Below are 24,301 nucleotides of genomic sequence, written 5' to 3' on the forward strand. Positions count from 1 at the left end.
TATGCAACGCAGCGAACTTAGCAACGTCAATATCAGCCAAGAGCAGATTCTAATTACTCCGGACGAGTTAAAAGCAAAGATCCCTTTGAGTGAGACTGCTCGTCAGTTTATTCAACAATCTCGTGAAACTATCGCCAATATCGTTGATAAAAAAGATCACCGTCTATTAGTGGTGTGTGGTCCTTGTTCTATCCATGATGTAGAAGCGGCTAAAGAATACGCTAAGCGTTTAAAAGCATTGTCTGAAGTTGTTGGTGACCAAATCCAATTGGTTATGCGTGTTTACTTTGAAAAACCTCGCACAACCGTTGGTTGGAAAGGGCTTATCAATGACCCACATTTGGATGGCTCTTTTGATATCGAACATGGTCTGCACATTGCACGTAAACTATTAGTTGAATTAGCCGATATGGGTATTCCATTGGCTACTGAAGCGCTTGATCCAATCAGCCCTCAGTACCTAGCCGATACCTTTAGCTGGTCTGCAATTGGTGCTCGTACTACTGAATCTCAAACTCACCGTGAAATGGCCAGTGGTCTTTCAATGCCAGTTGGTTTTAAAAACGGTACTGACGGTAGCCTTTCAACTGCAATTAATGCAATGCAAGCGGCGTCTTCTAGCCACCGTTTCATCGGTATTAACCGCGCAGGACAAGTTGCGCTACTGACAACGAAAGGTAACCCTGATGGACACGTAATCTTACGTGGTGGTAAGCAAACTAACTACGATTCAGTGTCTGTTCGTGAGTGTGAAGAAGAACTAGCAAAAGCCGGTCTTGATGCTGCACTAATGATTGATTGTAGCCACGCAAACTCACGCAAAGACTACCGCCGCCAACCTCTTGTTGCTGCTGACGCTATTCAACAAATTCGTGAAGGCAACAAATCGATTATTGGTTTGATGATTGAAAGTAACATCAATGAAGGCAACCAAGGCACTGATATTCCGTTAGATCAACTGCAGTACGGTGTGTCTATTACTGATGCATGTATCAATTGGGACTCAACTGAGGCACTATTGCTGAAAGCTCGCGAAGAGCTAATCCCAATTTTAAAAGATAGAATCAAGTAAGTAGTAGAGAAAAACATGGCAAAGGCACTACAGGGTTTAAGAGATAAGATTGATTTAGTAGACAAGCAAATGCTTGATCTACTTGAGCAACGACTAAAATTGGTCGAAGAAGTTGGCGAGGTCAAGAGTGAACATGGCCTGCCTATCTACGTGCCAGACAGAGAAGCCGCAATGCTGGCATCTCGTCGAGAAGAAGCTCAAAAACGCGGTATACCGCCTCAACTTATTGAAGATATCCTACGCAGAGTGATGCGTGAGTCCTACGCTAGCGAAAAAGACTCAGGGTTTAAATGCTTAAACCCTGACTTAGGCGATGTGGTCATTATCGGTGGTAATGGCCAACTCGGTAGCTTGTTCAGAAAGATGTTTGATCTTTCTGGCTATAGCGTCAAAGTGTTAGGCAGTAAAAATTGGCATGAAGCGGATGAGCTGTTTAAAAACGCTGGCCTTGTGATTGTTACTGTACCAATCAATAAAACAGAAGCGGTGATTGGCAAGTTAAGTAACTTACCACCAGACTGTATTTTGTGTGATTTCACCTCCATCAAAGCAAAACCATTGCAGGCGATGCTAGATGTACATGCCGGGCCAGTGGTTGGTCTGCACCCAATGTTTGGCCCAGACGTACCAAGTTTGGCAAAACAGGTGATTGTACATTGTGATGGGCGAGGCGAAGAGCACTACCTATGGTTGCTGCAGCAGTTTGCTATTTGGGGCGCAAGTTTATGTCCTATGGAAGCTGAGCATCACGATCATGGTATGACGTTGATTCAAGCACTGCGTCACTTTACCTCGTTTGCTTACGGTCTGCATTTGAGCAAAGAAAATCCTAATATTGATACTTTGCTTAAACTGAGCTCGCCTATCTACCGCTTAGAATTGGCGATGGTCGGTCGATTGTTTGCCCAAGACCCAGATCTATACGGTGATATCATTTTGTCTTCCGAAGAAAACATCGAGATGATAAAGCGTTTCCACTCTCGATTTGGTGAAGCACTGACTCTACTCGATAAACACGATAAAACGGCATTTATTGATCAGTTTAATTCGGTATCGGATTGGTTTGGTGATTACTCTCAGCAATTTATGAGTGAGAGTCAAAAGTTGCTTAAACAAGCGAATGATTCCATCCAAAGAGATAGCTAAGCTATTGTTTAGATAAGAAAAAAGTTTAGATATTAAAAAAGGTCGCTTCACAATCAATGTGAAGCGACCTTTTTAGTTTTCTGCGATACGAATTACTTCGCTACGCGCTTGTACTTAATACGATGTGGTTCAGCAGCTTCAGGACCAAGAGTCTTCTTCAACCATTCCATGTATTCGTTGTAGTTACCTTCGTAGAAGTTAACTTGCCCTTCATCACGGTAATCAATGATGTGAGTGGCGATACGGTCAAGGAACCAACGGTCATGCGAGATAACCATGGCACAGCCAGGGAACTCAAGTAGCGCCTCTTCTAGTGCACGCAAGGTTTCAACGTCAAGGTCATTGGTCGGCTCATCGAGAAGCAATACGTTGCCGCCCGTTTTAAGAAGCTTAGCAAGGTGCACACGGTTACGTTCACCACCAGAAAGCTCACCAATAACTTTTTGCTGATCTGAGCCTTTGAAGTTAAAGCGTGAGCAGTAAGCACGTGCTGGAATTTCGAAGTTGTTGATCTTGATGATATCAGCGCCTTCAGAGATCTCTTGGAAGACGGTTTTCTTGTCATCCATGCTGTCACGGAACTGATCAACAGAGGCCAGTTTAACGGTATCACCCATTTCAACAGTACCTGAATCAGGCTGTTCTGTGCCGCTTAGCATCTTAAATAGGGTTGATTTACCCGCGCCGTTAGCACCGATAATACCGACGATTGCACCCTTAGGCATGCTAAATGACAAGTCATCGATAAGCACACGCCCATCAAATGATTTAGTTAGGTTCTTAACCTCGATAACTTTATCACCTAGGCGCTCACCTGGTGGGATGAACAATTCGTTAGTTTCGTTACGTTTTTGACGATCGCCACTTTGCAGTTCTTCAAAGCGAGCCATACGCGCTTTAGATTTAGATTGACGACCTTTAGGGTTTTGACGAACCCATTCCAGCTCTTTCTCGATGGTTTTTTGACGAGCACTTTCTTGAGATGCTTCTTGTTGTAGACGCGCATCTTTTTGCTCAAGCCAAGAAGTGTAGTTGCCTTCCCATGGAATACCTTCACCACGGTCAAGTTCTAGAATCCAGCCAGCAGCGTTATCTAGGAAATAACGGTCGTGGGTAATCGCCACAACAGTTCCCGTATAATCTACTAGGAAGCGCTCAAGCCATGCTACAGATTCTGCATCCAAGTGGTTGGTTGGTTCATCAAGAAGCAACATGTCCGGTTTTTCTAGAAGCAGACGACAAATGGCTACGCGGCGACGTTCACCACCAGAAAGGTGTTCAATTTTTTGGTCCCACTCTGGTAGACGCAATGCATCAGCAGCACGCTCTAGAGAGTTTTCAAGGTTGTGACCGTCTTTGGCTTGAATAAGTGCTTCCAAATCGCCTTGCTCTTTTGCAAGCGCGTCAAAATCAGCGTCAGGTTCAGCATAGGCTGCGTACACTTCATCCAAACGTTTCATAGCACCTGCAACGTCAGAAACGGCTTCTTCAACCACTTCACGTACGGTTTTAGACTCATCTAGTTTTGGTTCCTGTGGCAGGTAACCTACATTCAATCCCGGTTGTGGACGCGCTTCACCGTCGATATCAGTATCGATACCAGCCATGATGCGTAATAGAGTCGATTTACCTGCACCGTTTAAACCCAGTACGCCGATTTTTGCGCCAGGGAAAAAGCTTAGGGAAATATCTTTGAGGATTTGACGTTTTGGTGGCACGACTTTGCTCACCCGAGACATGGTATAGACGTATTCAGCCATTACCTAGAGATCCTTTATTGTATGGGTCTACAGACCGTAGAGACAAAGCGTTATTTTATACTATGCAAACCGTTTTTGTTACCGTGTGGAGCGCAAAATCTTCACTTGTTGAAACCCTAAATAGTTATTTACCTGATTCTTACAAATATCATGATTTGTTGCGTATTATGAATATAAGCAAATAAACCATAAGCATCGCCACAAAGAGAGACGTATGTCAGTATTTATTAAATGGTTAGGAGTTGGAGCTGGAATAGTATCAATCTCTGTTTCAGCAATGACATTAGAGCAACAACGAGAAGCCTACGAGCAGGCTCAAACTCTCATCACTAATAAGGATATTCCTGAATATCAGGTATTAAGAGAGCAACTGAACGATTACCCACTGACACCTTATCTCGATTATCGTATGTATATGCTCGACTTAGACAAACGCACCCCAGTCGAAGTAGAGCAATACATAAAAGAACATCATCAATACCCATTTTCTCAGTCAATCCGAGGCTCATATCTAGATGCCTTAGTTAAAGCTGAAGACTGGAAGGGCTTTTACCGCTTTCAACCACAAAAGCCACGTATGCAGAGCTACCAATGCAGCTATTATTTTGCTCAATATCAAATGGGCAAAACAGTGGATGCCTTTAAAGGGGCTTCTCAGATATGGATGACAGGCTCTAGCATTGCTAAAGAGTGTAATGAGCTATTTAAAGCTTGGGATGAAGCCGGTCTGCGTAAAGATACGGTGATTTTGCAACGTATGGGACTGGCTTTTGTCAGTCGCAATGCACGTTTACTTAATTATTTACAAGATTTACCTGAATCTGATTCCGCTAAGGAAAATGCGCAAGCCATTAACCAATTGTATAAAGACACTTCGCAAATAGAAGCATTTGCCACTTCTCAAGCACAATCTGAGCTGAACAAGAAAGTGACCTTAGCTACCTTAAAGCGCATCACCTATCAACAAGCCAACCCGCAACTGGCGATTAAAGTGATAGATAAGGTCGCCAAAGCACAGAAGTTTACCGATAAAGAGTATCAAGATAGTGCCGATTATATCGCTTATAGCCTGATCAATACCGATGATGCAGAGCTGGCAAAGTGGCGTGATGACACACTACTAAAAAGCACTAATCCAAAATGGTTGCAGCGCAGAGCGCGTTTAGCCATTCAACATCAAGACTGGCATGGACTCAATATTTGGATAGACAAAATGCCAACTAAAGAGAAAGAGTCTAAGCGTTGGCAGTATTGGAAGGCGCGTGCACTGCTTGCTCAAGGTGAGGTCAAAGAGGGCAAAACTCGCATGCAACAATTGCTTGGCTATCGAAGCTTTTATAGCATTGCGGCAGCAGATTACTTAAAACAACCCATTCAATACAACACTTTAATGCCGACTAAATCGGAGGCTTCTATTGAGCCGTTTTCGGAGTCGTTAGCTCGCGTGAAAGAGCTTATCGCGGTAGATAAAATTAGCACGGCTAAACGCGAGTGGCGCTGGCTATTAGCTCGTTCAACTTCCGCACAAAAGAAATTATTAGCGCAATATGCGGCTAAGCATCACTGGAATCATCTTTCGGTGATTGCGACCATTGAAGCAAAAATGTGGGACCATATCAGCCTACGTTTCCCTATTGCCCATCAATGGTGGTTTAACTTTTATGCGAAAAAGCACGATTTAGATCCCATTACTTTAATGGCGTTAGCTCGACAAGAAAGTGGTTTAGATATTGATGCTCAATCGCCAGTAGGCGCACGCGGCTTAATGCAAATTATGCCCAAAACGGCCGCCGCTACTGCCAAGCATTACAACATTGAATACAGCGGTGCTGATGAATTGTTTGATGTGAGTAAAAATATTGAGATTGGCAGTCAGTACTTAGCGGGCTTACTAGACGATTACAATGGCAACCGAGTGCTCGCATTTGGCGCTTATAACGCTGGCCCAAATAGAGTGGAGTTATGGCGAGAAAGAACCGGCGGCAAAGTTGATGTCTATTCCTATATAGAGTCAATTCCGTTTGCTGAAACTCGTGGATACATTAAAAATATTCTGATGTTTGAGGTCTACTATCGCGATATCTTAAATAAAAAGGGGCCATTTTTATCTGACTTAGAGTCTGAAATGAAGTATTAATAAGAGAGTGTTAGAAGACAAGCAGATACGTTATGAACCCAGTAGAGCAAGAGTGGCAAAAGCTACTCGTTACCATAGCTAAAGCGGCAGAGCAGGGTGAGCATCAGGTATTATTATCCATGATGCTTACTCCTGACGAGAAAGAAGCATTAGTCACTAGAGCGAAGATACTGCACAAATTGTTGAACGAAAGTTGTTCACAGCGACAGATCAGTCAAGATCTAGGGGTAGGGATTGCAACGGTAACGCGGGGTTCTAACGAATTAAAAGGGCGTTCAGAGGAGGAGCAACAACTTGTTTCTCGTCTTCTGAAACCCTTTGTCGAATAAAATGCAGACGTTAACTTAAAAAGCGTCTGCATTGTTAAACGGAATAAGAGCCAAGATAAGTGCTTGGTGATAAACACTACTGCGACTCAAACGGTTATTGGTCAGTATTCCAATAGCGCCGCCTTTTTGTTTGATATTGATGGTGCTATACACTTCATCCATCGCATCCCCAAGCTCTTTACCTTGCGTGATCAAATCCAATACCTTGCTAGGTAGCATTAGGCTCGATGAGCGTGATTCACCGTGCTTTTGCTCGGATTCAATAATCATCCACGCAAACGTGGCGTTATCTTCAATGCCCGCTTCTAAGCCTACATAAAATTGCGCATCGCTAATAGCTTGTTTGGCATTATCAACCCGAGTTTGTGCGCCGCGTTTTGTCTCTGCATTGGACATAGGTTGATCGCTAACACCGCTATCCACACTGACGCCGACAAAACTGAATGCTTGCTCAGGAAACACTTCGCTAAAGGCACTTTCTACTGCTTTAATCTTGGCCGGATTTAAAGAGGCCACTACAACCTTGCTGATACCGCTGTTCATCTAAGGCACTTTAACCTGAGTTGGCTTGATATTTTCGCTTGGGTAACAGCCTAGCACTTTCAAGTAACGGGTGATCGTAACCAATTCATTAATGGCCGATTGCGCCGCATGCGAATCTAAGTGCGTTTCAAGATCCATATAGAACATCTCTTCCCATGGATTGCCCATGATAGGACGAGACTCTAGCTTCTTAATATTGATGTTGTGGCGTTGCAGTACCAATAAGGTTTCTACCAAAGAGCCCGCCTCTTGCGAGGTAGACATAATCAAGGTGGTTTTGGCTGGAATTTGATCGGAAACGCTGAACGCCTTACGCGCAACCACAATAAAGCGAGTATGGTTTTCGGTTTGGTTAGCAATATTTCCCTGCACGTTTTGCAAGCCGTATAGCTTACCACTGAGTGCATTACCGATAGCCACGGCGTCAGGGCGATTAAGCTCTTTCACTTTTAACATTGCATCGGCGGTGCTCGCGCAAGTTTCTAATGTAGTGCCTTTTAGGCGGCCTAAGAAGTCACTGCATTGCTGATGAGGCTGAGGGTGAGAATAGATAGTCTTGATGTCTTCTAATCGCACTTCTTCTGGCGAGAGCAAACAATGCTCAATCGGCTGAGAGAGCTCACCGACGATATATAGGGTGGTGTGCTGCAATAGGTCATACACTTCGTTGATAGAGCCAGAGCTGGTGTTCTCGATGGGCAATACGCCATAGTCAGCATGCCCAGACTCAACAGTTTTGGTCACCTCTTTAAAAGACTCACAATTGAGTTCAATAAGGTCAGTGTTACGACGGCTAAAGTAGTCTTGGCTAGCCAAGTGCGAGTATGAACCTTTAGCCCCAAGAAAAGCGACACGCGCTAGAGGCTTACGTTGCAGAGCAGGGTTCACCAAGTTTTGTAGGTAGGCTTGCTGTAGTAATACCGAGTCTTCAATGATGGTGTAGAACACTTTAGTGATGTATTCCGCATCCAGTTGGTATTTCTCTTTGCCGTTATTGATTAGTTTGACCAACAATTGTTGTTCTCTATCCGCATCTCTGACGGGTTTAGAGGTCTCCACTTTGCTTTTCGCGACTTCTAAGCTCAAATTACGGCGTTCGGAGAGCAAACTTAGCAGTTTATCATCAAGAGCATTGAGGCGATTGCGAATATCGTCGAGAGAAAGTGGTGTTTCAGCCATTTCTAATTCCTTTAAATGGTGATTGCGAAAGAGAGTTATAGATCACAATAAGCTATGGCGGGAATTAGGGTCAAGCAAAAACAGCGCCGAAAGGGCGCTGTTTTTATAAGTTAGTTTATAGATTGATCTTAATTAAACTTCTTCAATCGCAGGTTCTTCTGGTTCAAGTGGCGCATCGGAATGGCTTGCGCGTCGTGCGTCAGGTTTGTGACGAAGTTTATTCAGTTGTCGTTCAAGTTTTTGTTCAACTTCATTCACTGCGATATATAAATCGGCATGAACGGCAGAAGCAACTAATTGTCCTTTTGGTACGCTGATGACTGCTTCAAATCGTTTGTTCTTATTTGGCTCTTCTTGGAAGCTCGCATTACAACCAATAATGTCGACTTGCCATTTTTCTAGTTTTTTAAATTTCTCTTCAATATGAGAGCGAATTGCAGAGGTGATTTCAATGTTTTTGCCAGTAATGTTCATTTTCATATAGGTCGTTTCCTCTGTGTCTAACATCTTCCGTTAGGTTCAGATTACGACTTTGATAAAAAATATATGTGATCTAGATCACATTGATAGCCAATCAAAAATGGAGACATAATGTTTGTGATTATTTGCATATGTTTGCAAGAAAACCCTTGCCGAGACTGATATTTAGTGTCAAATTTGAATGGATAAAGGCGCAGTGAGTTTAGGACTTACTGTGCCTTTTTTAGTGAGTAATCACTCTATTTTAATCACTAATGACTCGTTGGCTTAACTTAGTACAGTATTAGCACTGCATGATTTTGTTTAATCTGAGACATCAAAGATCAATTGCACCGGGCTAATCTGTTTATTCAAATCATTATTCAGTTCTTCACGCTCACTTTGGATCTCGCCAAGCTGCTTATAAATAGTGTAATAACGATTAATATTGGCAACATACTGCACAGGCTCACGACCTATGTTTCGTCTTGCCACGATTTCGACATTATTAAACCAGATGTTGTGATCGTATCCCTGCTTTAGCGCTAAGGCTCTCATTCTGCGGATCTTGGCAGGGCCTGCATTGTATGACGCTAAACTAAAGTAAACTTTATTACTTTCATCGATATCAGGGTCACTAAAATACCTGTCGTGGATAAACCTCAGATACTTGGTTCCGGCATGAATATTATTTTCGACCGGCTTAATGTTAGGAATATTGATATACGGGTCTTTAGCGGTAGCGGGCAGTACCTGCATAATGCCCACCGCACCTCGGTGCGAGACTTTACTATTGTCTAGCCCTGACTCTTGAAAGGCTTGCGCCGACAGCATCACCCAATCAATTTGATATTCTTGTCCATAATGCTCAAATAGATTGGATAAGCTCTCAAGTTTAGCCATTTTTTTCGGGTTTAAGGCGCGAGTTAACCAACGCGTATCTTGCAGATACTTCTTATAGATAACATTGCCCAGTAACGTCCCTTGTTTGGCTGTTTTTAAATAACTATTGATGACTTGTTTGAATTCAGGGTTGTTGTGACGCAAAGCCCAAGCAATTTGTGCATTACTGCGCACCGGGAACTCTTCGTGAATTTGAATGTTCTTCATTACGTTTAGCCACAAACTGGCTTTGTGACTATCTATAATGGTGGCAGGTATCAAGCCTTGATTAACCAATTCCACTAATTCCAGATCTTGCAGGCTTTCCTGAACAAAATTCACTCGTACTGGAATATGCCCGCTACTAGACAATTGCTTGTTGAGCGCTTGGATACTTTCAAAGTAGCTAGAACTTGCTCTGATCCACACTTCCATTCCACTGACTTGCTCAGCAGAAGTTATGGGTTCTTTGGAGTTATGGGTAAGGAACAGTTCATTGACCCCGGTAAGGATAGGGGTGCTGAAGTCGACTTCTTGTTTGCGGCGCTCAGTAATGGTGAGATTGGCAATCGCCACATCACCTTGACCATCATTTAGTGCATCAAACAGCGCATCTCGGGTAACAGGGATAATTTTAATCCGCATGTAGGGGTGTTTTTTCTTCAAGCTAAGCTCAAAGTGATGCAATTGTTCGGCGATAATGCCTTTTGGTCTGCCACCTTCTACATAGTAAAAACCAAGATCAGCGGCTACTAAGGCGCGAACCACGCCTTTTTCTTTAATGAGTTTATAGTCACCAATATAGGTATTCTTTTGTATCGGAGAGAGTTCAAGTGCCTGTGCCGGTAAGGACAGCAGGACAGAGGCAAGTAGCCCCAGTATAAGATTTTTCATACAACATTCCGTGTTGGTTTATGAAAAAGTGGCGTGTGTGCCACAGCGAGATGTTAAAAATTTAACATCTCGCCTCTTAAATTTAACACTTAAAGTGGATTTAGCTCAATGAGTTTTTCAGTTCGAGCAACGGCATCATCTAATTTAAGTTCTTGATAGGCGATAAGTTGTAAGCGTAAAGACTTACGAGCCGCTTCAGTATCAGGGTAGCTACGTTGCAATTCTTGACAGCGATTGATGGCTGCAATCCATGCTTTACGACGAATGTAAAAATCTGCAGAAGCATAGTCATAGTCAGCCAGACGCTTTTTCAACGCAATCATGCGTTGTTCTGCATCTTCTGCATATGCGCTGGTTGGGTAACGTTGCAATAAACGTTTGAAGTCAGAAAAAGCTTGTTTGACGGGTTCAGGATCTCGATCTGAACGATCGATGTTAAACACATCATGCAAAAAGTTTCTGTCTTGCGCCATATGCGTTAAACCGCGCATATATAAAATCCAATCAGATCTCTCATGCGTTGGGTTTAAGCGAGTAAAACGTTCGATAGTAGCAAGGGCTAATGGAAGCTCATCATTTTTGTAATACGCATACACAAGATCAAGTTGCACTTGTTCTGAATACGGACCAAATGGATAGCGAGAATCTAAAGCTTCTAGCTTTTCTACAGCAGACGACCAAGAGCCAGCTCGGAGTGAAGTCTGAGCATCTGCATACAATTGTGAAGGTGGTACGTCGGGTACAATTTCATCGCTACTGCTGCATCCGAAAAGCAACATAGCAGACAAAAGGCCGACTAGAGTTTGATGTTTCATATTAAAACGCGAAGCCATGCTCAATTAAATTATTTCCTAGGTTGCCGTTACAATCGGCGAGTAAGCAGATACAATAACGGAAACGCTTATTTTTTCATATAAACAAGCATTAGTCCCACTCTTTTTAAAAAAGTTAGATATGGCCCAGCAGATAGAATTAAAAAGTACCGTAAAAGAGAGTCAACTAGGTCAACGCCTAGATCAGGCCATCGCCGAATTGTTCGATGAGTTCTCCCGTTCCCGTTTAAAAGAATGGTTACTCGCTGGCAAAGTCAGCGTTGATGGTACCGTTGTCACTAAAGCTCGCGTTAGGGTAATGGGCGGTGAGGACATTGTTGTTGTAGCTGAAATCGAAGATGAAGAACGATGGGAAGCTCAAGACATACCTTTAGACATTGTTTATGAAGACGAAGATCTATTAGTGATCAATAAGCCAAGAGGTTTAGTAGTTCACCCAGGAGCAGGTACTCCAGATGGCACGGTATTGAATGCACTATTGCATCATTACCCTCAGATTGCCGAAGTCCCGCGAGCCGGTATTGTGCACCGTCTTGATAAAGACACCACAGGTTTGATGGTAGTGGCAAAAAATGTCCCTACGCAAACTCGCTTAGTGCGTACCTTGCAAAAACGCCGTATTACTCGTGAATACGAAGCGATTGCGATTGGTAAAATGACTGCTGGTGGCGTGATTGATAAAGCTATCGGACGTCACTCAACCAAACGCATCTTAATGGCAGTCAGTGAATTTGGTAAGCCAGCAATCACTCACTATCGTGTTGCTGAGCGTTTCCGTGAGCACACACGTATTCGACTACGCCTAGAAACAGGCCGTACTCACCAAATTCGTGTGCACATGTCTTACTTACAACATCCACTGCTAGGTGATATCGCCTATGGTGGTCGTGCACGTATTCCAAAAGGCGCAACTGAAGAATTGACCACAATGATCCGCAGTTTTGATCGTCAGGCTCTGCACGCAGTTATGTTGAAGTTTGTGCATCCAACAACAGGTGAAGAAATGCAATTTCACGCTCCTGTTCCTGATGACATGATTGAGATGGCTGAAGCGCTGCGCCAAGATATGCGCGACAACTACGAAGACGAATATTAATCATGAGTTACTTGCATCCCAATTGGAACGTAGCAGATTGCGTAAAGTCCATTAGCTCCACTCGCAAAGGTGGTTTTTCTGTGGGCGATTTTGCCAGTCTCAATTTAGGGATGCATGTTAATGATGATCCGGTTACGGTGCAGAAAAACCGCGATCATCTCGCTCAATTAAGCAATATGCCGTTAGCTCCTGTATGGATGAATCAAACTCACTCTACTACAGTAGTTGAGCTAACCGAGCCAACGACCGAAACTATCGAAGCTGACGCACTCGTGACTTCAGTGCCGGGCGTAGTGTGTAGCGTTATGACTGCGGATTGTCTGCCAGTATTGTTTGCCAGTGCTGATGGAACAAAAGTAGCCAGTGCACATGCTGGTTGGCGCGGCTTAGTGGGAGGGATTTTAGAAAATACCTTGAGTCACTTTACAGGTCCCGTAGTGGCTTGGATTGGCCCTGCCATTAGTTTGCATGCTTTTGAAGTGGGCGATGAAGTCCGAGAGCAGTTTATCCAAGTAAATAGCGATGATGCGCTCGCGTTTCATCAACACAAACCGGGTAAGTGGATGGCTGATCTGCCTTTACTGGCTAAACTACGATTACAAAGAGCAGGTTGTGAGCAAGTTTCACTATCTGGCTTATGTACTTATCAAGATCAAGAACGTTTCTTTTCCTATCGCAGACAAGCCTCAACAGGTCGTCAATCTAGCTTTATTTGGATTGAATAGTTTCCCGCATAATTCCTGTAGCACTTGAAATTAGCCTTACAAGCACCCATATAACTAGTATACCAATCACAAAGCGATACGGTTGGTACTCTAGTCATCAATTGCTCTCAGGAGGCCAATATGCGTTATGATCGACTAACCGGCAAATTTCAAGCCGCCCTCTCAGATGCCCAATCCTTGGCTGTAGGTCGAGATCATCAATATATAGAACCTAGCCACCTTTTATTCTCTTTGCTCGATCAAGAGGGTGGTAGTGTAAGACCGCTTCTGACTATGCTAAAAGTTGACCTTGTTCAACTGCGCGCTCAACTTTCCGATAAATTAAATAGTTTTCCCAAAGTCAGTGGTATGGCCGCTGATGTACAGGTTTCTGCCACATTAACTAAATTACTTAACCTGTGTGATAAATTTGCGCAAAAACGCAATGATAGTTACATCTCTTCAGAGCTATTTTTACAAGCCGCAATTAACGATGGCAGTCAACTTGGACCAATGCTGAAAGCGCAAGGGGTTACCGAGAAAAAAATCATCGATGCCATCGAAAAGATCACTGGTGGTCAAAAGGTCGATGATCCTAATGCAGAAGATCAAAGACAAGCACTCAGCAAATACACCATTGATCTGACTGAACGTGCCGAGCAAGGCAAACTCGACCCTGTTATTGGTCGTGATGATGAAATCCGTCGCACCATTCAAGTATTGCAGCGCAGAACCAAAAACAACCCAGTGCTTATTGGTGAACCCGGTGTGGGTAAAACCGCTATCGTTGAAGGTTTAGCACAACGAATTATCAATGACGAAGTCCCTGAAGGACTAAAAGGACGTCGAGTTCTTTCTTTAGATATGGGGGCACTAATTGCAGGTGCTAAATATCGCGGTGAATTTGAAGAACGTTTAAAAGCAGTGCTTAACGAACTAGCCCAAGAAAATGGCAATATCATTTTGTTCATTGATGAAATGCACACCGTAGTGGGCGCAGGTAAAGGCGACGGCGCAATGGATGCCGGTAATATGCTAAAACCAGCTCTAGCGCGTGGTGATTTACACTGCGTGGGCGCAACAACACTGGATGAACATAGACAATACATCGAAAAAGATCCGGCACTGGAACGTCGTTTCCAAAAAGTGCTGGTGGATGAGCCTAGCGTTGAAGATACCATTGCCATTTTACGTGGTTTAAAAGAGAAGTATGAACTTCACCACCATGTTGATATTACCGATCCGGCTATCGTAGCAGCGGCTACCTTGTCACATCGTTATGTGTCTGATCGTCAGCTTCCTGATAAAGCCATCGATTTGATTGATGAAGCGGCGTCTTCTATTCGTATGCAGATCGATTCAAAACCGGAAGCGATGGATAAACTTGATCGGAAAATCATCCAATTGAAAATGGAGCAACAAGCTCTCAATAAAGAAGATGATGATGCCAGTCGTAAACGGGTTGCCTTGATCAACGAAGAGTTGTCAGACAAAGAGCGCCAATATGCTGAGCTAGATGAAGTATGGACAGCAGAAAAAGCCTCACTATCGGGCACGCAAGATATCAAAGCTGAATTAGAGCAAGCTCGTTTAGATATTGAATTTGCGCGTCGAGCAGGCGATCTGAACCGCATGTCTGAATTGCAATACGGTCGTATTCCGGATTTGGAAAAACAGTTGCAGTTAGCTTCTGATGCAGAGCAAAAAGAACTGACCTTACTGAAAAACAAAGTAGGGGATGCTGAAATTGCCGAAGTGCTATCCAAACAAACGGGTATTCCGGTCGCTAAAATGTTGGAAGCAGAAAAATCCAAACTTTTGCGTATGGAAGAAGATCTACACCAAAAAGTGATTGGTCAAAACGAAGCAGTAAGTGCGGTGGCCGATGCCATTCGCCGTAGCCGAGCGGGATTATCCGATCCAAACAAACCGATTGGTTCTTTCTTATTCTTAGGTCCAACAGGGGTAGGTAAAACCGAACTGTGTAAAACATTGGCTCACTTCCTATTTGATAGTGAAGAGGCAATGGTGCGCATTGATATGTCAGAGTTCATGGAAAAACATTCTGTGGCTCGATTAGTGGGCGCACCTCCGGGTTATGTTGGTTATGAAGAAGGCGGTTACCTTACTGAGGCGGTCAGACGTCGTCCATATTCTGTTATCTTGCTTGATGAAGTAGAGAAAGCGCATCCAGATGTATTCAATATTTTATTACAAGTATTGGATGATGGACGCTTAACCGATGGGCAAGGTCGTACTGTTGATTTCAGAAACACCGTATTGATCATGACGTCTAACCTAGGCTCAACAGAAATCCATGCAGGATTTGGTGAAAGCTCATACGCTCAGATGAAAGAACAAGTGATGGACGTGGTGAAAAATCATTTCCGCCCTGAGTTTCTAAACCGAGTGGATGAAAGTGTGGTATTCCATCCATTAGCACAGAAACACATTCGCAATATTGCGTCTATTCAGTTGCAAGCATTGGTAGAACGTTTGGAAGCGAAAGATTACCAAATGTCTATTAGTGATGAAGCATTGGATAAAATTGCGCAAATTGGTTTTGATCCTGTTTATGGGGCAAGACCATTAAAACGTGCAATCCAACAGTATGTTGAAAATCCATTAGCTAAATCACTACTTTCTGGAAAATTTGTACCAGGACAAGTGATTGAGTTAAGTGTTGAAGACGATGCTATCGTAGCGAAACAAAGCTAATAGCGATGATTATTCGCTAATAAAACCTACGAAACCGGTTGCTTTGTCTGAAAAATAAGCAACCAAACGGTTTTATTAAAAAAACTGCATTTTAGGGGTTGTCAGGGGGCGTTTTATTCTTATAATGCGCCTCCGTTGTCACGATAAACTTCGCTGACAACAAGTGGTGCTAAAAAGATGAAATGATTAATAAAAAAGTGGTTGACACTGATAATTATCTCATTAGAATACACCACTCGCTCAAAGGGGTAACCCTTGAAAGCAACGCTCTTTAACAATTTAAACCTATCAATCTGTGTGGGCACTCGTTGATGATAATCGAAAAGATTTATCAATGAACTGAGTGACCAAAATCAAATTGGGATTCAGCCTTGAGCTGTTTTGTTTTACTTTTTTAAAAGTGAAAACCAATAAGAGCACAGTCAATTCATTATCATTCTGTTGGAATGATAATAGCTTTAAAATTACTTCTTTATTTATAAAGAAAGAGTTTTGAAGTCAGTATTCATTGAGCCGTTCTTAGGAACACAAAAACTTTAATTGAAGAGTTTGATCATGGCTCAGATTGAACGCTGGCGGCAGGCCTAACACATGCAAGTCGAGCGGAAACGAGTTGTCTGAACCTTCGGGGAACGATAACGGCGTCGAGCGGCGGACGGGTGAGTAATGCCTGGGAAATTGCCCTGATGTGGGGGATAACTATTGGAAACGATAGCTAATACCGCATAACGTCTACGGACCAAAGAGGGGGACCTTCGGGCCTCTCGCTTCAGGATATGCCCAGGTGGGATTAGCTAGTTGGTGAGGTAATGGCTCACCAAGGCGACGATCCCTAGCTGGTCTGAGAGGATGATCAGCCACACTGGAACTGAGACACGGTCCAGACTCCTACGGGAGGCAGCAGTGGGGAATATTGCACAATGGGCGCAAGCCTGATGCAGCCATGCCGCGTGTATGAAGAAGGCCTTCGGGTTGTAAAGTACTTTCAGTCGTGAGGAAGGCAATATAGTTAATAGCTATATTGTTTGACGTTAGCGACAGAAGAAGCACCGGCTAACTCCGTGCCAGCAGCCGCGGTAATACGGAGGGTGCGAGCGTTAATCGGAATTACTGGGCGTAAAGCGCATGCAGGTGGTTTGTTAAGTCAGATGTGAAAGCCCGGGGCTCAACCTCGGAACCGCATTTGAAACTGGCAGGCTAGAGTACTGTAGAGGGGGGTAGAATTTCAGGTGTAGCGGTGAAATGCGTAGAGATCTGAAGGAATACCAGTGGCGAAGGCGGCCCCCTGGACAGATACTGACACTCAGATGCGAAAGCGTGGGGAGCAAACAGGATTAGATACCCTGGTAGTCCACGCCGTAAACGATGTCTACTTGGAGGTTGTGGCCTTGAGCCGTGGCTTTCGGAGCTAACGCGTTAAGTAGACCGCCTGGGGAGTACGGTCGCAAGATTAAAACTCAAATGAATTGACGGGGGCCCGCACAAGCGGTGGAGCATGTGGTTTAATTCGATGCAACGCGAAGAACCTTACCTACTCTTGACATCCAGAGAACTTTTCAGAGATGAATTGGTGCCTTCGGGAACTCTGAGACAGGTGCTGCATGGCTGTCGTCAGCTCGTGTTGTGAAATGTTGGGTTAAGTCCCGCAACGAGCGCAACCCTTATCCTTGTTTGCCAGCACGTAATGGTGGGAACTCCAGGGAGACTGCCGGTGATAAACCGGAGGAAGGTGGGGACGACGTCAAGTCATCATGGCCCTTACGAGTAGGGCTACACACGTGCTACAATGGCGCATACAGAGGGCGGCCAACCAGCGATGGTGAGCGAATCCCAAAAAGTGCGTCGTAGTCCGGATTGGAGTCTGCAACTCGACTCCATGAAGTCGGAATCGCTAGTAATCGTAGATCAGAATGCTACGGTGAATACGTTCCCGGGCCTTGTACACACCGCCCGTCACACCATGGGAGTGGGCTGCAAAAGAAGTGGGTAGTTTAACCTTCGGGAGGACGCTCACCACTTTGTGGTTCATGACTGGGGTGAAGTCGTAACAAGGTAGCCCTAGGGGAACCTGGGGCTGGATCACCTCCTTATACGATGATTATTCACGATGAGTGTCCACACAGATTGATATGGTTTAGAAAGTAAAGAGATTCGAGATGTCCCCCAAGACATCTCAACAGTTTGTTTTCGCTTTTTAAAAGTGAAAGTAAACCTAGTGTCCCGTTCGTCTAGAGGCCTAGGACACCGCCCTTTCACGGCGGTAACAGGGGTTCGACTCCCCTACGGGATACCATTGGGTCGTTAGCTCAGCTGGTAGAGCAGTTGACTTTTAATCAATTGGTCGCAGGTTCGAATCCTGCACGACCCACCATTTTCTCCTTTTGGCAGAAAATGAATCTAAGATGGGGCTATAGCTCAGCTGGGAGAGCGCCTGCCTTGCACGCAGGAGGTCTGCGGTTCGATCCCGCATAGCTCCACCATTCTTAGAAATGTTCATACCACTGAACAATAAAATGTGGGCGATTAGCTCAGTTGGGAGAGCACCTCCCTTACAAGGAGGGGGTCACTGGTTCGAGCCCAGTATCGCCCACCATTCTCTAACTATTTTTGGAAAGTTATTCCAAACCAGAACAAGAAATTGATACTGGTTGGGATTTTTGTCGCCTTAGCGATTTACCGAAAGTGATTAGAAAATGGTTTTATAGCTGTATGGCTAAAAAATCTCGCTCTTTAACAATTTGGAAAGCTGACGATAAGTAATTGATTTATTACTTATCAAATTTAAAAGTTCTCAAATCCTATATCTTTAAGATGTAGGTACCAACACACATTCAAGTGTTCTTGGGAATAACATCATTGCCTGATGTTATTCAAATTTGAGTCCGGCAAAATCGATGTTTGCTTCTGCTTTTTAAAGCGGAAATGAACAATAGTTATCTCGCTCATAATAAAGAGATAACGCACCTTGGAAACGTCATACTACGTTGTAGCAAACGTATTGCGTTAAGCAAGACCCTTTGGGGTTGTATGGTTAAGTGACTAAGCGTACACGGTGGATGCCTTGGCAGTCAGAGGCGATGAAAGACGTAATAACTTGCGATAAGCCCAGATTAGGTAGTAATAACCATTTGAGTCTGGGATTTCTGAATGGGGAAACCCACGTGCATAAGCACGTATCATTAACTGAATACATAGGTTAATGAGGCAAACCCGGGGAACTGAAACATCTAAGTACCCGGAGGAAGAGAAATCAACCGAGATTCCGAAAGTAGCGGCGAGCGAAATTGGATTAGCCCTTAAGCTTTTAATGACACAGACGAAGGCTCTGGAAAGTGCCGCAATAAAGGGTGATAGCCCCGTAGTCGACATGTTGTTTTAAGTGAAATCGAGTAAGGCGGGACACGTGATATCCTGTTTGAACATGGGGGGACCATCCTCCAAGGCTAAATACTACTGACTGACCGATAGTGAACCAGTACCGTGAGGGAAAGGCGAAAAGAACCCCTGTGAGGGGAGTGAAATAGAACCTGAAACCGTGTACGTACAAGCAGTAGGAGCGCCTCGAAGCGTGACTGCGTACCTTTTGTATAATGGGTCAGCGACTTAATTTTAGTAGCAAGGTTAACCGAATAGGGGAGCCGTAGGGAAACCGAGTCTTAACTGGGCGTCGAGTTGCTAGAATTAGACCCGAAACCAGGTGATCTAGCCATGGGCAGGTTGAAGGTTGAGTAACATCAACTGGAGGACCGAACCGACTAATGTTGAAAAATTAGCGGATGACTTGTGGCTAGGGGTGAAAGGCCAATCAAACCTGGAGATAGCTGGTTCTCCCCGAAAGCTATTTAGGTAGCGCCTCGGACGAATACCAATGGGGGTAGAGCACTGTTAAGGCTAGGGGGTCATCCCGACTTACCAACCCTTTGCAAACTCCGAATACCATTGAGTACTATCCGGGAGACACACGGCGGGTGCTAACGTCCGTCGTGGAGAGGGAAACAACCCAGACCGCCAGCTAAGGTCCCAAAGTATAGCTAAGTGGGAAACGATGTGGGAAGGCTTAGACAGCCAGGATGTTGGCTTAGAAGCAGCCATCATTTAAAGAAAGCGTAATAGCTCACTGGTCGAGTCGGCCTGCGCGGAAGATGTAACGGGGCTAAGCTATACACCGAAGCTGCGGCTGCACACTTTGTGTGCGGGGTAGGGGAGCGTTCTGTAAGCCGTTGAAGGTGGTCTGTAAGGGCTGCTGGAGGTATCAGAAGTGCGAATGCTGACATGAGTAACGATAATGGGGGTGAAAAACCCCCACGCCGGAAGACCAAGGGTTCCTGTCCAACGTTAATCGGGGCAGGGTAAGTCGACCCCTAAGGCGAGGCCGAAAGGCGTAGTCGATGGGAAACGGGTTAATATTCCCGTACTTCTTATAATTGCGATGGGGGGACGGAGAAGGCTAGGTGGGCCTGGCGATGGTTGTCCAGGTTCAAGTATGTAGGCGGAAAGTTTAGGTAAATCCGGACTTTCATAACGCTGAGATACGATGTCGAGCTGCTACGTGCAGTGAAGTCATTGATGCCATGCTTCCAGGAAAAGCCTCTAAGCTTCAGATTATAAGGAATCGTACTCCAAACCGACACAGGTGGTCGGGTAGAGAATACCAAGGCGCTTGAGAGAACTCGGGTGAAGGAACTAGGCAAAATGGTACCGTAACTTCGGGAGAAGGTACGCTCTTGGCGGTGAAGTCCCTTGCGGATGGAGCTACTAGGAGTCGCAGATACCAGGTGGCTGCAACTGTTTATTAAAAACACAGCACTGTGCAAAATCGTAAGATGACGTATACGGTGTGACGCCTGCCCGGTGCCGGAAGGTTAATTGATGGGGTTAGACTTAGGTCGAAGCTCTTGATCGAAGCCCCGGTAAACGGCGGCCGTAACTATAACGGTCCTAAGGTAGCGAAATTCCTTGTCGGGTAAGTTCCGACCTGCACGAATGGCGTAATGATGGCCACGCTGTCTCCACCCGAGACTCAGTGAAATTGAAATCGCTGTGAAGATGCAGTGTACCCGCGGCTAGACGGAAAGACCCCGTGAACCTTTACTACAGCTTGGCACTGAACATTGACCCTACATGTGTAGGATAGGTGGGAGCCTTTGAAGCAAGCACGCCAGTGTTTGTGGAGGCAATCTTGAAATACCACCCTTGTATGCTTGATGTTCTAACGTTGGTCCCTAATCGGGATTGCGGACAGTGCCTGGTGGGTAGTTTGACTGGGGCGGTCTCCTCCCAAAGAGTAACGGAGGAGCACGAAGGTGGGCTAAACACGGTTGGACATCGTGTGGTTAGTGCAATGGCATAAGCCCGCTTGACTGCGAGAATGACAATTCGAGCAGGTGCGAAAGCAGGTCATAGTGATCCGGTGGTTCTGAATGGAAGGGCCATCGCTCAACGGATAAAAGGTACTCCGGGGATAACAGGCTGATACCGCCCAAGAGTTCATATCGACGGCGGTGTTTGGCACCTCGATGTCGGCTCATCACATCCTGGGGCTGAAGTCGGTCCCAAGGGTATGGCTGTTCGCCATTTAAAGTGGTACGCGAGCTGGGTTTAGAACGTCGTGAGACAGTTCGGTCCCTATCTGCCGTGGGCGTTGGAAGATTGAAGGGGGCTGCTCCTAGTACGAGAGGACCGGAGTGGACGAACCTCTGGTGTTCGGGTTGTCATGCCAATGGCATTGCCCGGTAGCTAAGTTCGGAATCGATAAGCGCTGAAAGCATCTAAGCGCGAAGCGAGCCCTGAGATGAGTCTTCCCTGGCACTTTAAGTGTCCTAAAGGGTTGTTCGAGACTAGAACGTTGATAGGCAGGGTGTGTAAGTGCTGTGAGGCATTGAGCTAACCTGTACTAATTGCCCGTGAGGCTTAACCATACAACACCCAAGGGGTTTTGTGGACTCAAAGTAAGAACTTTGAATGTGTAACAGAGACTTTTAAATACAGCTTTCTAGATTATTTTACCTTTAGCTTTTTTAAAAAGCTGAAAGTAAAGCAAAATTTTTCTCGATGACCATAGCATTGTGGACCCACCTGATTCCATGCCGAACTCAGAAGTGAAACATAATAGCGCCGATGGTAGTGTGGGGTTTCCCCATGTGAGAGTAGGACATTATCGGGATTTAATTACGTTTTTAGATTTTATATCTAGAGACAAAAACTGGATAAGGCATTTATAAGACCTTGTTTAGTAACAAATTGGTGCGGAGTGGTAGTTCAGTTGGTTAGAATACCGGCCTGTCACGCCGGGGGTCGCGGGTTCGAGTCCCGTCCACTCCGCCACTAATAAGAAGCCCTAGCAGAAATGCTAGGGCTTTTTTTCGTCTATAGCATTTCATTAATACCATTCTAGGTAATACCAATTCCGTTAATTAACTTATCAAGTTTAACCAGTCTCTAAAGCAGAGTGAGATGACTCTGCTTTTATCTTCACAAAACCGATTCCACGCTCTACATAGTGTCTCTACAATATCGTCATAATTTTCGAAGCACCTATTTGCTACTTCATTTTGATGCAGCCAACTCCATACCTGTTCTATAGGGTTAAGTTCGGGAGAATAGGGTGGGATATGAATGATGGTGAGGTTCTCAAACTCATCTGCAAGATAGCTCTGGTGCCAACTCGCTTGATCCATGATCACAACAGCATGCTTGCCTGCGGGTGTGGCTTGAGAAATTAATCTGAGTTGCTCTTTCATTGCTTCCATATTGCTCAGGGGAGCCACTATTGCTTCGGCTTCTCCTGTCGTGGCACATACTGCTCCGAAAAGGTATGCATACTCAAACTGCTGTTGTTGTACTACTCTAGGGCGCGTACCTTTCTCTGCCCATATTCGCGTTGTTGTATTGCGTTGACCAAATCTAGCTTCGTCTTGAAACCATATTTGAACATCTTTTAAGGCGACATGACCAGGGATCTTAAGGATCGTTTCGATTGGGAATTTTTTTAAAAGCTTCTTGAGCTTCAATTGACTGCTTAGGATGTTTGGAACGAGTAGTAATCCAACTCAAACCTATGTCATGTAATAACTGATAGAGCGCCGACTTTTTATATGATGTACTGAAATTGCTTTCTATATAGAGCCCAATGTCTTTTGCTTGAAGGCGACCGCCACTTTCATTTACGGCATGTTCTATAACATATTCTTTGAGTTGTGATTTTTGCTCGTCTGTTAGGCGGTGAGGTCTACCAGTGTGTGGTTTCTCTTGAAGTCCTTCAAGACCATTGTCGAGATATGCTTTGACCCATTTATTGACGCTTACTCTGCTAACTTTAAGGTACTTAGCTATTTGAGTGCGACTTTTACCGTCAACAAAATGAGAAACGGCTAAATAACGCATTCTAAGTCGAGCGTTGGATGTGGAATTAATCAGACTCGGAAAATCATGCTTCATAAGGACTCCTTTAAGAGCCCATTATTAGATCATAAAATTAAAGGAATTGGTATAAAGAGCAATTTCTTGATGTGACAAGTCGATGTCGGCTACGACTTGAGATGCGAGTTAATGGAGAGTGTGTTGTTGGTCCAAACAGCGAGCAGTGGCTTGAAGTTAAAGATACAGTTATAGGTTAATAGAGTTTAAATAGCCTAAACACTGCGTTGTATCAAAGCTGAGACTAAGCACTAAATCAGTACTTAGCCTCTATATTACTTACTCAGCCACACGCTTAATTCGAGAATGAATAAACAGCGCCAGCAGAATGATTGCGCCGCCTACCACTAAGCGGGTCATGTCTACATCACGGTTCCAGATGGTGACGTTAACGATGAGTCCGGCAGGGATTAGGGCGTTATTCATTATGGCTAGATAGCCGGGATCGACTTGGCTTGCGCCTCTGTTCCATAAGAAATAGCCTAAACCTGATGCGCCAATGCCTAGCCAAACTAATACGCCAATTTGTACTGGATCGGTCGGTAGCTCGGCTTTACCCCATAGTAGCCACGCGATACTAACAACCACCAATGCGCCAATATAGAACCAACCAAAAATGTCTTTTTGTGGCATGTCTTCGCGGCTTTCTTTGAAGTATTTGTAGGCGACCTGTCCAAAGGCAAAACAGAGGTTAGAGCACTGCACCACAAAGAAGCCGATCACGTAGTCTTCGGTTAGGTTATCAAAACGAATCACCAAGGCACCGAGTACCGCTACAAGGGCGCTTAAAAGGTATAGAGGGTTGAATTGCTTCTTTAATGCGTCATATATCAAGGTGACGTAAATCGGCGTAAATACGGTGAACACTAACACTTCGGGTACGGTGAGGAGCAAGAAAGATTGGTAGTAAAAAATGTACATTAAGCCAAGCTGTACACCGCCAATGCCCATTAGTTGTAGTGCTTCTTTTTTCTTAACCGCTTTAAGGCGAATAAAAGGTAAAAATACGATAGCGGCTAACGCAATACGTATCCATACCGATACATAAGCATCCACGTGTCCCGCTAAGTAAACGCCAATTAAGCTAAATGATAACGACCAGATGATCGTGGTAACGATTAGATATATCAAAA

General features: G+C 44.6%; 15 protein-coding genes, 5 tRNA genes and 3 rRNA genes. 15 read left to right on the top strand and 8 right to left on the bottom strand.

The window, feature by feature from the left end:
- Window position 1: 1 nt before the first annotated feature.
- A complete protein-coding gene (locus QV280_RS02270; RefSeq protein WP_023404534.1) occupies window positions 2–1,072 on the top strand; it encodes a 3-deoxy-7-phosphoheptulonate synthase in 1,071 nt (356 codons plus the stop codon).
- A gap of 15 nt (window positions 1,073–1,087) precedes the next feature.
- Entirely contained in the window at window positions 1,088–2,218 is a 1,131-nt protein-coding gene (tyrA, locus tag QV280_RS02275) for a bifunctional chorismate mutase/prephenate dehydrogenase (RefSeq protein WP_023404535.1), read from the top strand.
- A gap of 92 nt (window positions 2,219–2,310) precedes the next feature.
- Here the strand turns inward: tyrA and ettA are convergent, their stop codons facing one another.
- Complete coding sequence (ettA, locus tag QV280_RS02280) at window positions 2,311–3,978, bottom strand: energy-dependent translational throttle protein EttA (protein ID WP_023404536.1); 1,668 nt, start codon at window positions 3,976–3,978, stop codon at window positions 2,311–2,313.
- A 214-nt stretch (window positions 3,979–4,192) separates the two neighbouring features.
- Between ettA and sltY the strand changes: the two genes are divergently transcribed.
- Both sltY and trpR read left to right on the top strand, forming a co-directional pair.
- Window positions 4,193–6,115, top strand: coding sequence for a murein transglycosylase (gene sltY / locus QV280_RS02285; RefSeq protein WP_152821255.1), 1,923 nt, complete (start codon window positions 4,193–4,195; stop codon window positions 6,113–6,115).
- A gap of 32 nt (window positions 6,116–6,147) precedes the next feature.
- The gene (trpR, locus tag QV280_RS02290) at window positions 6,148–6,444 is read left to right on the top strand and encodes a trp operon repressor (RefSeq protein WP_023404538.1); all 297 of its coding nucleotides are present in this window, start codon (window positions 6,148–6,150) and stop codon (window positions 6,442–6,444) included.
- Window positions 6,445–6,459: 15 nt separating this feature from the next.
- Here the strand turns inward: trpR and yjjX are convergent, their stop codons facing one another.
- The 5 genes from yjjX to bamD all read right to left on the bottom strand — a co-directional run bounded on the left by yjjX (window position 6,460) and on the right by bamD (window position 11,216).
- Window positions 6,460–6,987: an inosine/xanthosine triphosphatase gene (gene yjjX / locus QV280_RS02295; protein ID WP_152821253.1), complete on the bottom strand. Its 528-nt coding sequence runs from the start codon at window positions 6,985–6,987 to the stop codon at window positions 6,460–6,462.
- Complete coding sequence (locus QV280_RS02300) at window positions 6,988–8,166, bottom strand: chorismate mutase (protein WP_023404540.1); 1,179 nt, start codon at window positions 8,164–8,166, stop codon at window positions 6,988–6,990.
- A gap of 132 nt (window positions 8,167–8,298) precedes the next feature.
- Entirely contained in the window at window positions 8,299–8,646 is a 348-nt protein-coding gene (gene hpf / locus QV280_RS02305) for a ribosome hibernation-promoting factor, HPF/YfiA family (RefSeq protein ID WP_023404541.1), read from the bottom strand.
- A gap of 303 nt (window positions 8,647–8,949) precedes the next feature.
- Window positions 8,950–10,401, bottom strand: a complete 1,452-nt coding sequence (locus tag QV280_RS02310) for an MltF family protein (protein WP_152821251.1) — start codon at window positions 10,399–10,401, stop codon at window positions 8,950–8,952.
- A gap of 89 nt (window positions 10,402–10,490) precedes the next feature.
- Window positions 10,491–11,216 carry an outer membrane protein assembly factor BamD gene (gene bamD, locus QV280_RS02315; protein WP_023404543.1) on the bottom strand — a complete coding sequence of 242 codons (726 nt, stop codon included), beginning with the start codon at window positions 11,214–11,216 and terminating at the stop codon, window positions 10,491–10,493.
- Window positions 11,217–11,355: 139 nt separating this feature from the next.
- On the opposite strand from bamD, the gene rluD reads away from it, so the two are divergent.
- The 11 genes from rluD to QV280_RS02370 all read left to right on the top strand — a co-directional run bounded on the left by rluD (window position 11,356) and on the right by QV280_RS02370 (window position 22,076).
- Entirely contained in the window at window positions 11,356–12,330 is a 975-nt protein-coding gene (gene rluD / locus QV280_RS02320) for a 23S rRNA pseudouridine(1911/1915/1917) synthase RluD (protein ID WP_152821249.1), read from the top strand.
- 2 nt (window positions 12,331–12,332) lie between these two features.
- Window positions 12,333–13,055: a peptidoglycan editing factor PgeF gene (gene pgeF, locus QV280_RS02325; protein WP_152821247.1), complete on the top strand. Its 723-nt coding sequence runs from the start codon at window positions 12,333–12,335 to the stop codon at window positions 13,053–13,055.
- Window positions 13,056–13,175: 120 nt separating this feature from the next.
- Entirely contained in the window at window positions 13,176–15,752 is a 2,577-nt protein-coding gene (gene clpB, locus QV280_RS02330; RefSeq protein WP_023404546.1) for an ATP-dependent chaperone ClpB, read from the top strand.
- Between the two features lie 537 nt (window positions 15,753–16,289).
- Window positions 16,290–17,842 (top strand): 16S ribosomal RNA (locus QV280_RS02335).
- A gap of 127 nt (window positions 17,843–17,969) precedes the next feature.
- Window positions 17,970–18,045, top strand: a tRNA-Glu gene (locus QV280_RS02340).
- 2 nt (window positions 18,046–18,047) lie between these two features.
- A tRNA-Lys gene (locus QV280_RS02345) sits at window positions 18,048–18,123 on the top strand.
- Window positions 18,124–18,156: 33 nt separating this feature from the next.
- Window positions 18,157–18,232 (top strand) — tRNA-Ala (locus tag QV280_RS02350).
- Window positions 18,233–18,269: 37 nt separating this feature from the next.
- Window positions 18,270–18,345: transfer RNA gene (locus tag QV280_RS02355), tRNA-Val, on the top strand.
- Between the two features lie 436 nt (window positions 18,346–18,781).
- A 23S ribosomal RNA gene (locus QV280_RS02360) occupies window positions 18,782–21,670 on the top strand.
- A gap of 129 nt (window positions 21,671–21,799) precedes the next feature.
- Window positions 21,800–21,915 (top strand): 5S ribosomal RNA (gene rrf, locus QV280_RS02365).
- The 16S, 23S and 5S rRNA genes sit together here with 5 tRNA genes alongside, the layout of an rRNA operon.
- 84 nt (window positions 21,916–21,999) lie before the next feature.
- Window positions 22,000–22,076: transfer RNA gene (locus QV280_RS02370), tRNA-Asp, on the top strand.
- An 89-nt stretch (window positions 22,077–22,165) separates the two neighbouring features.
- Here the strand turns inward: QV280_RS02370 and QV280_RS02375 are convergent.
- Both QV280_RS02375 and QV280_RS02380 read right to left on the bottom strand, forming a co-directional pair.
- A protein-coding gene (locus tag QV280_RS02375) for an IS630 family transposase (RefSeq protein WP_447026259.1) occupies window positions 22,166–23,189 on the bottom strand; the annotation gives its coding sequence in 2 pieces (ribosomal slippage) (window positions 22,166–22,736 and window positions 22,735–23,189; 1,026 coding nt in all).
- 258 nt (window positions 23,190–23,447) lie between these two features.
- Window positions 23,448–24,299, bottom strand: coding sequence for a DMT family transporter (locus tag QV280_RS02380; protein WP_152822458.1), 852 nt, complete (start codon window positions 24,297–24,299; stop codon window positions 23,448–23,450).
- Window positions 24,300–24,301 lie beyond the last annotated feature (2 nt).

It is taken from the genome of Vibrio sp. B1Z05, from assembly GCF_052955985.1.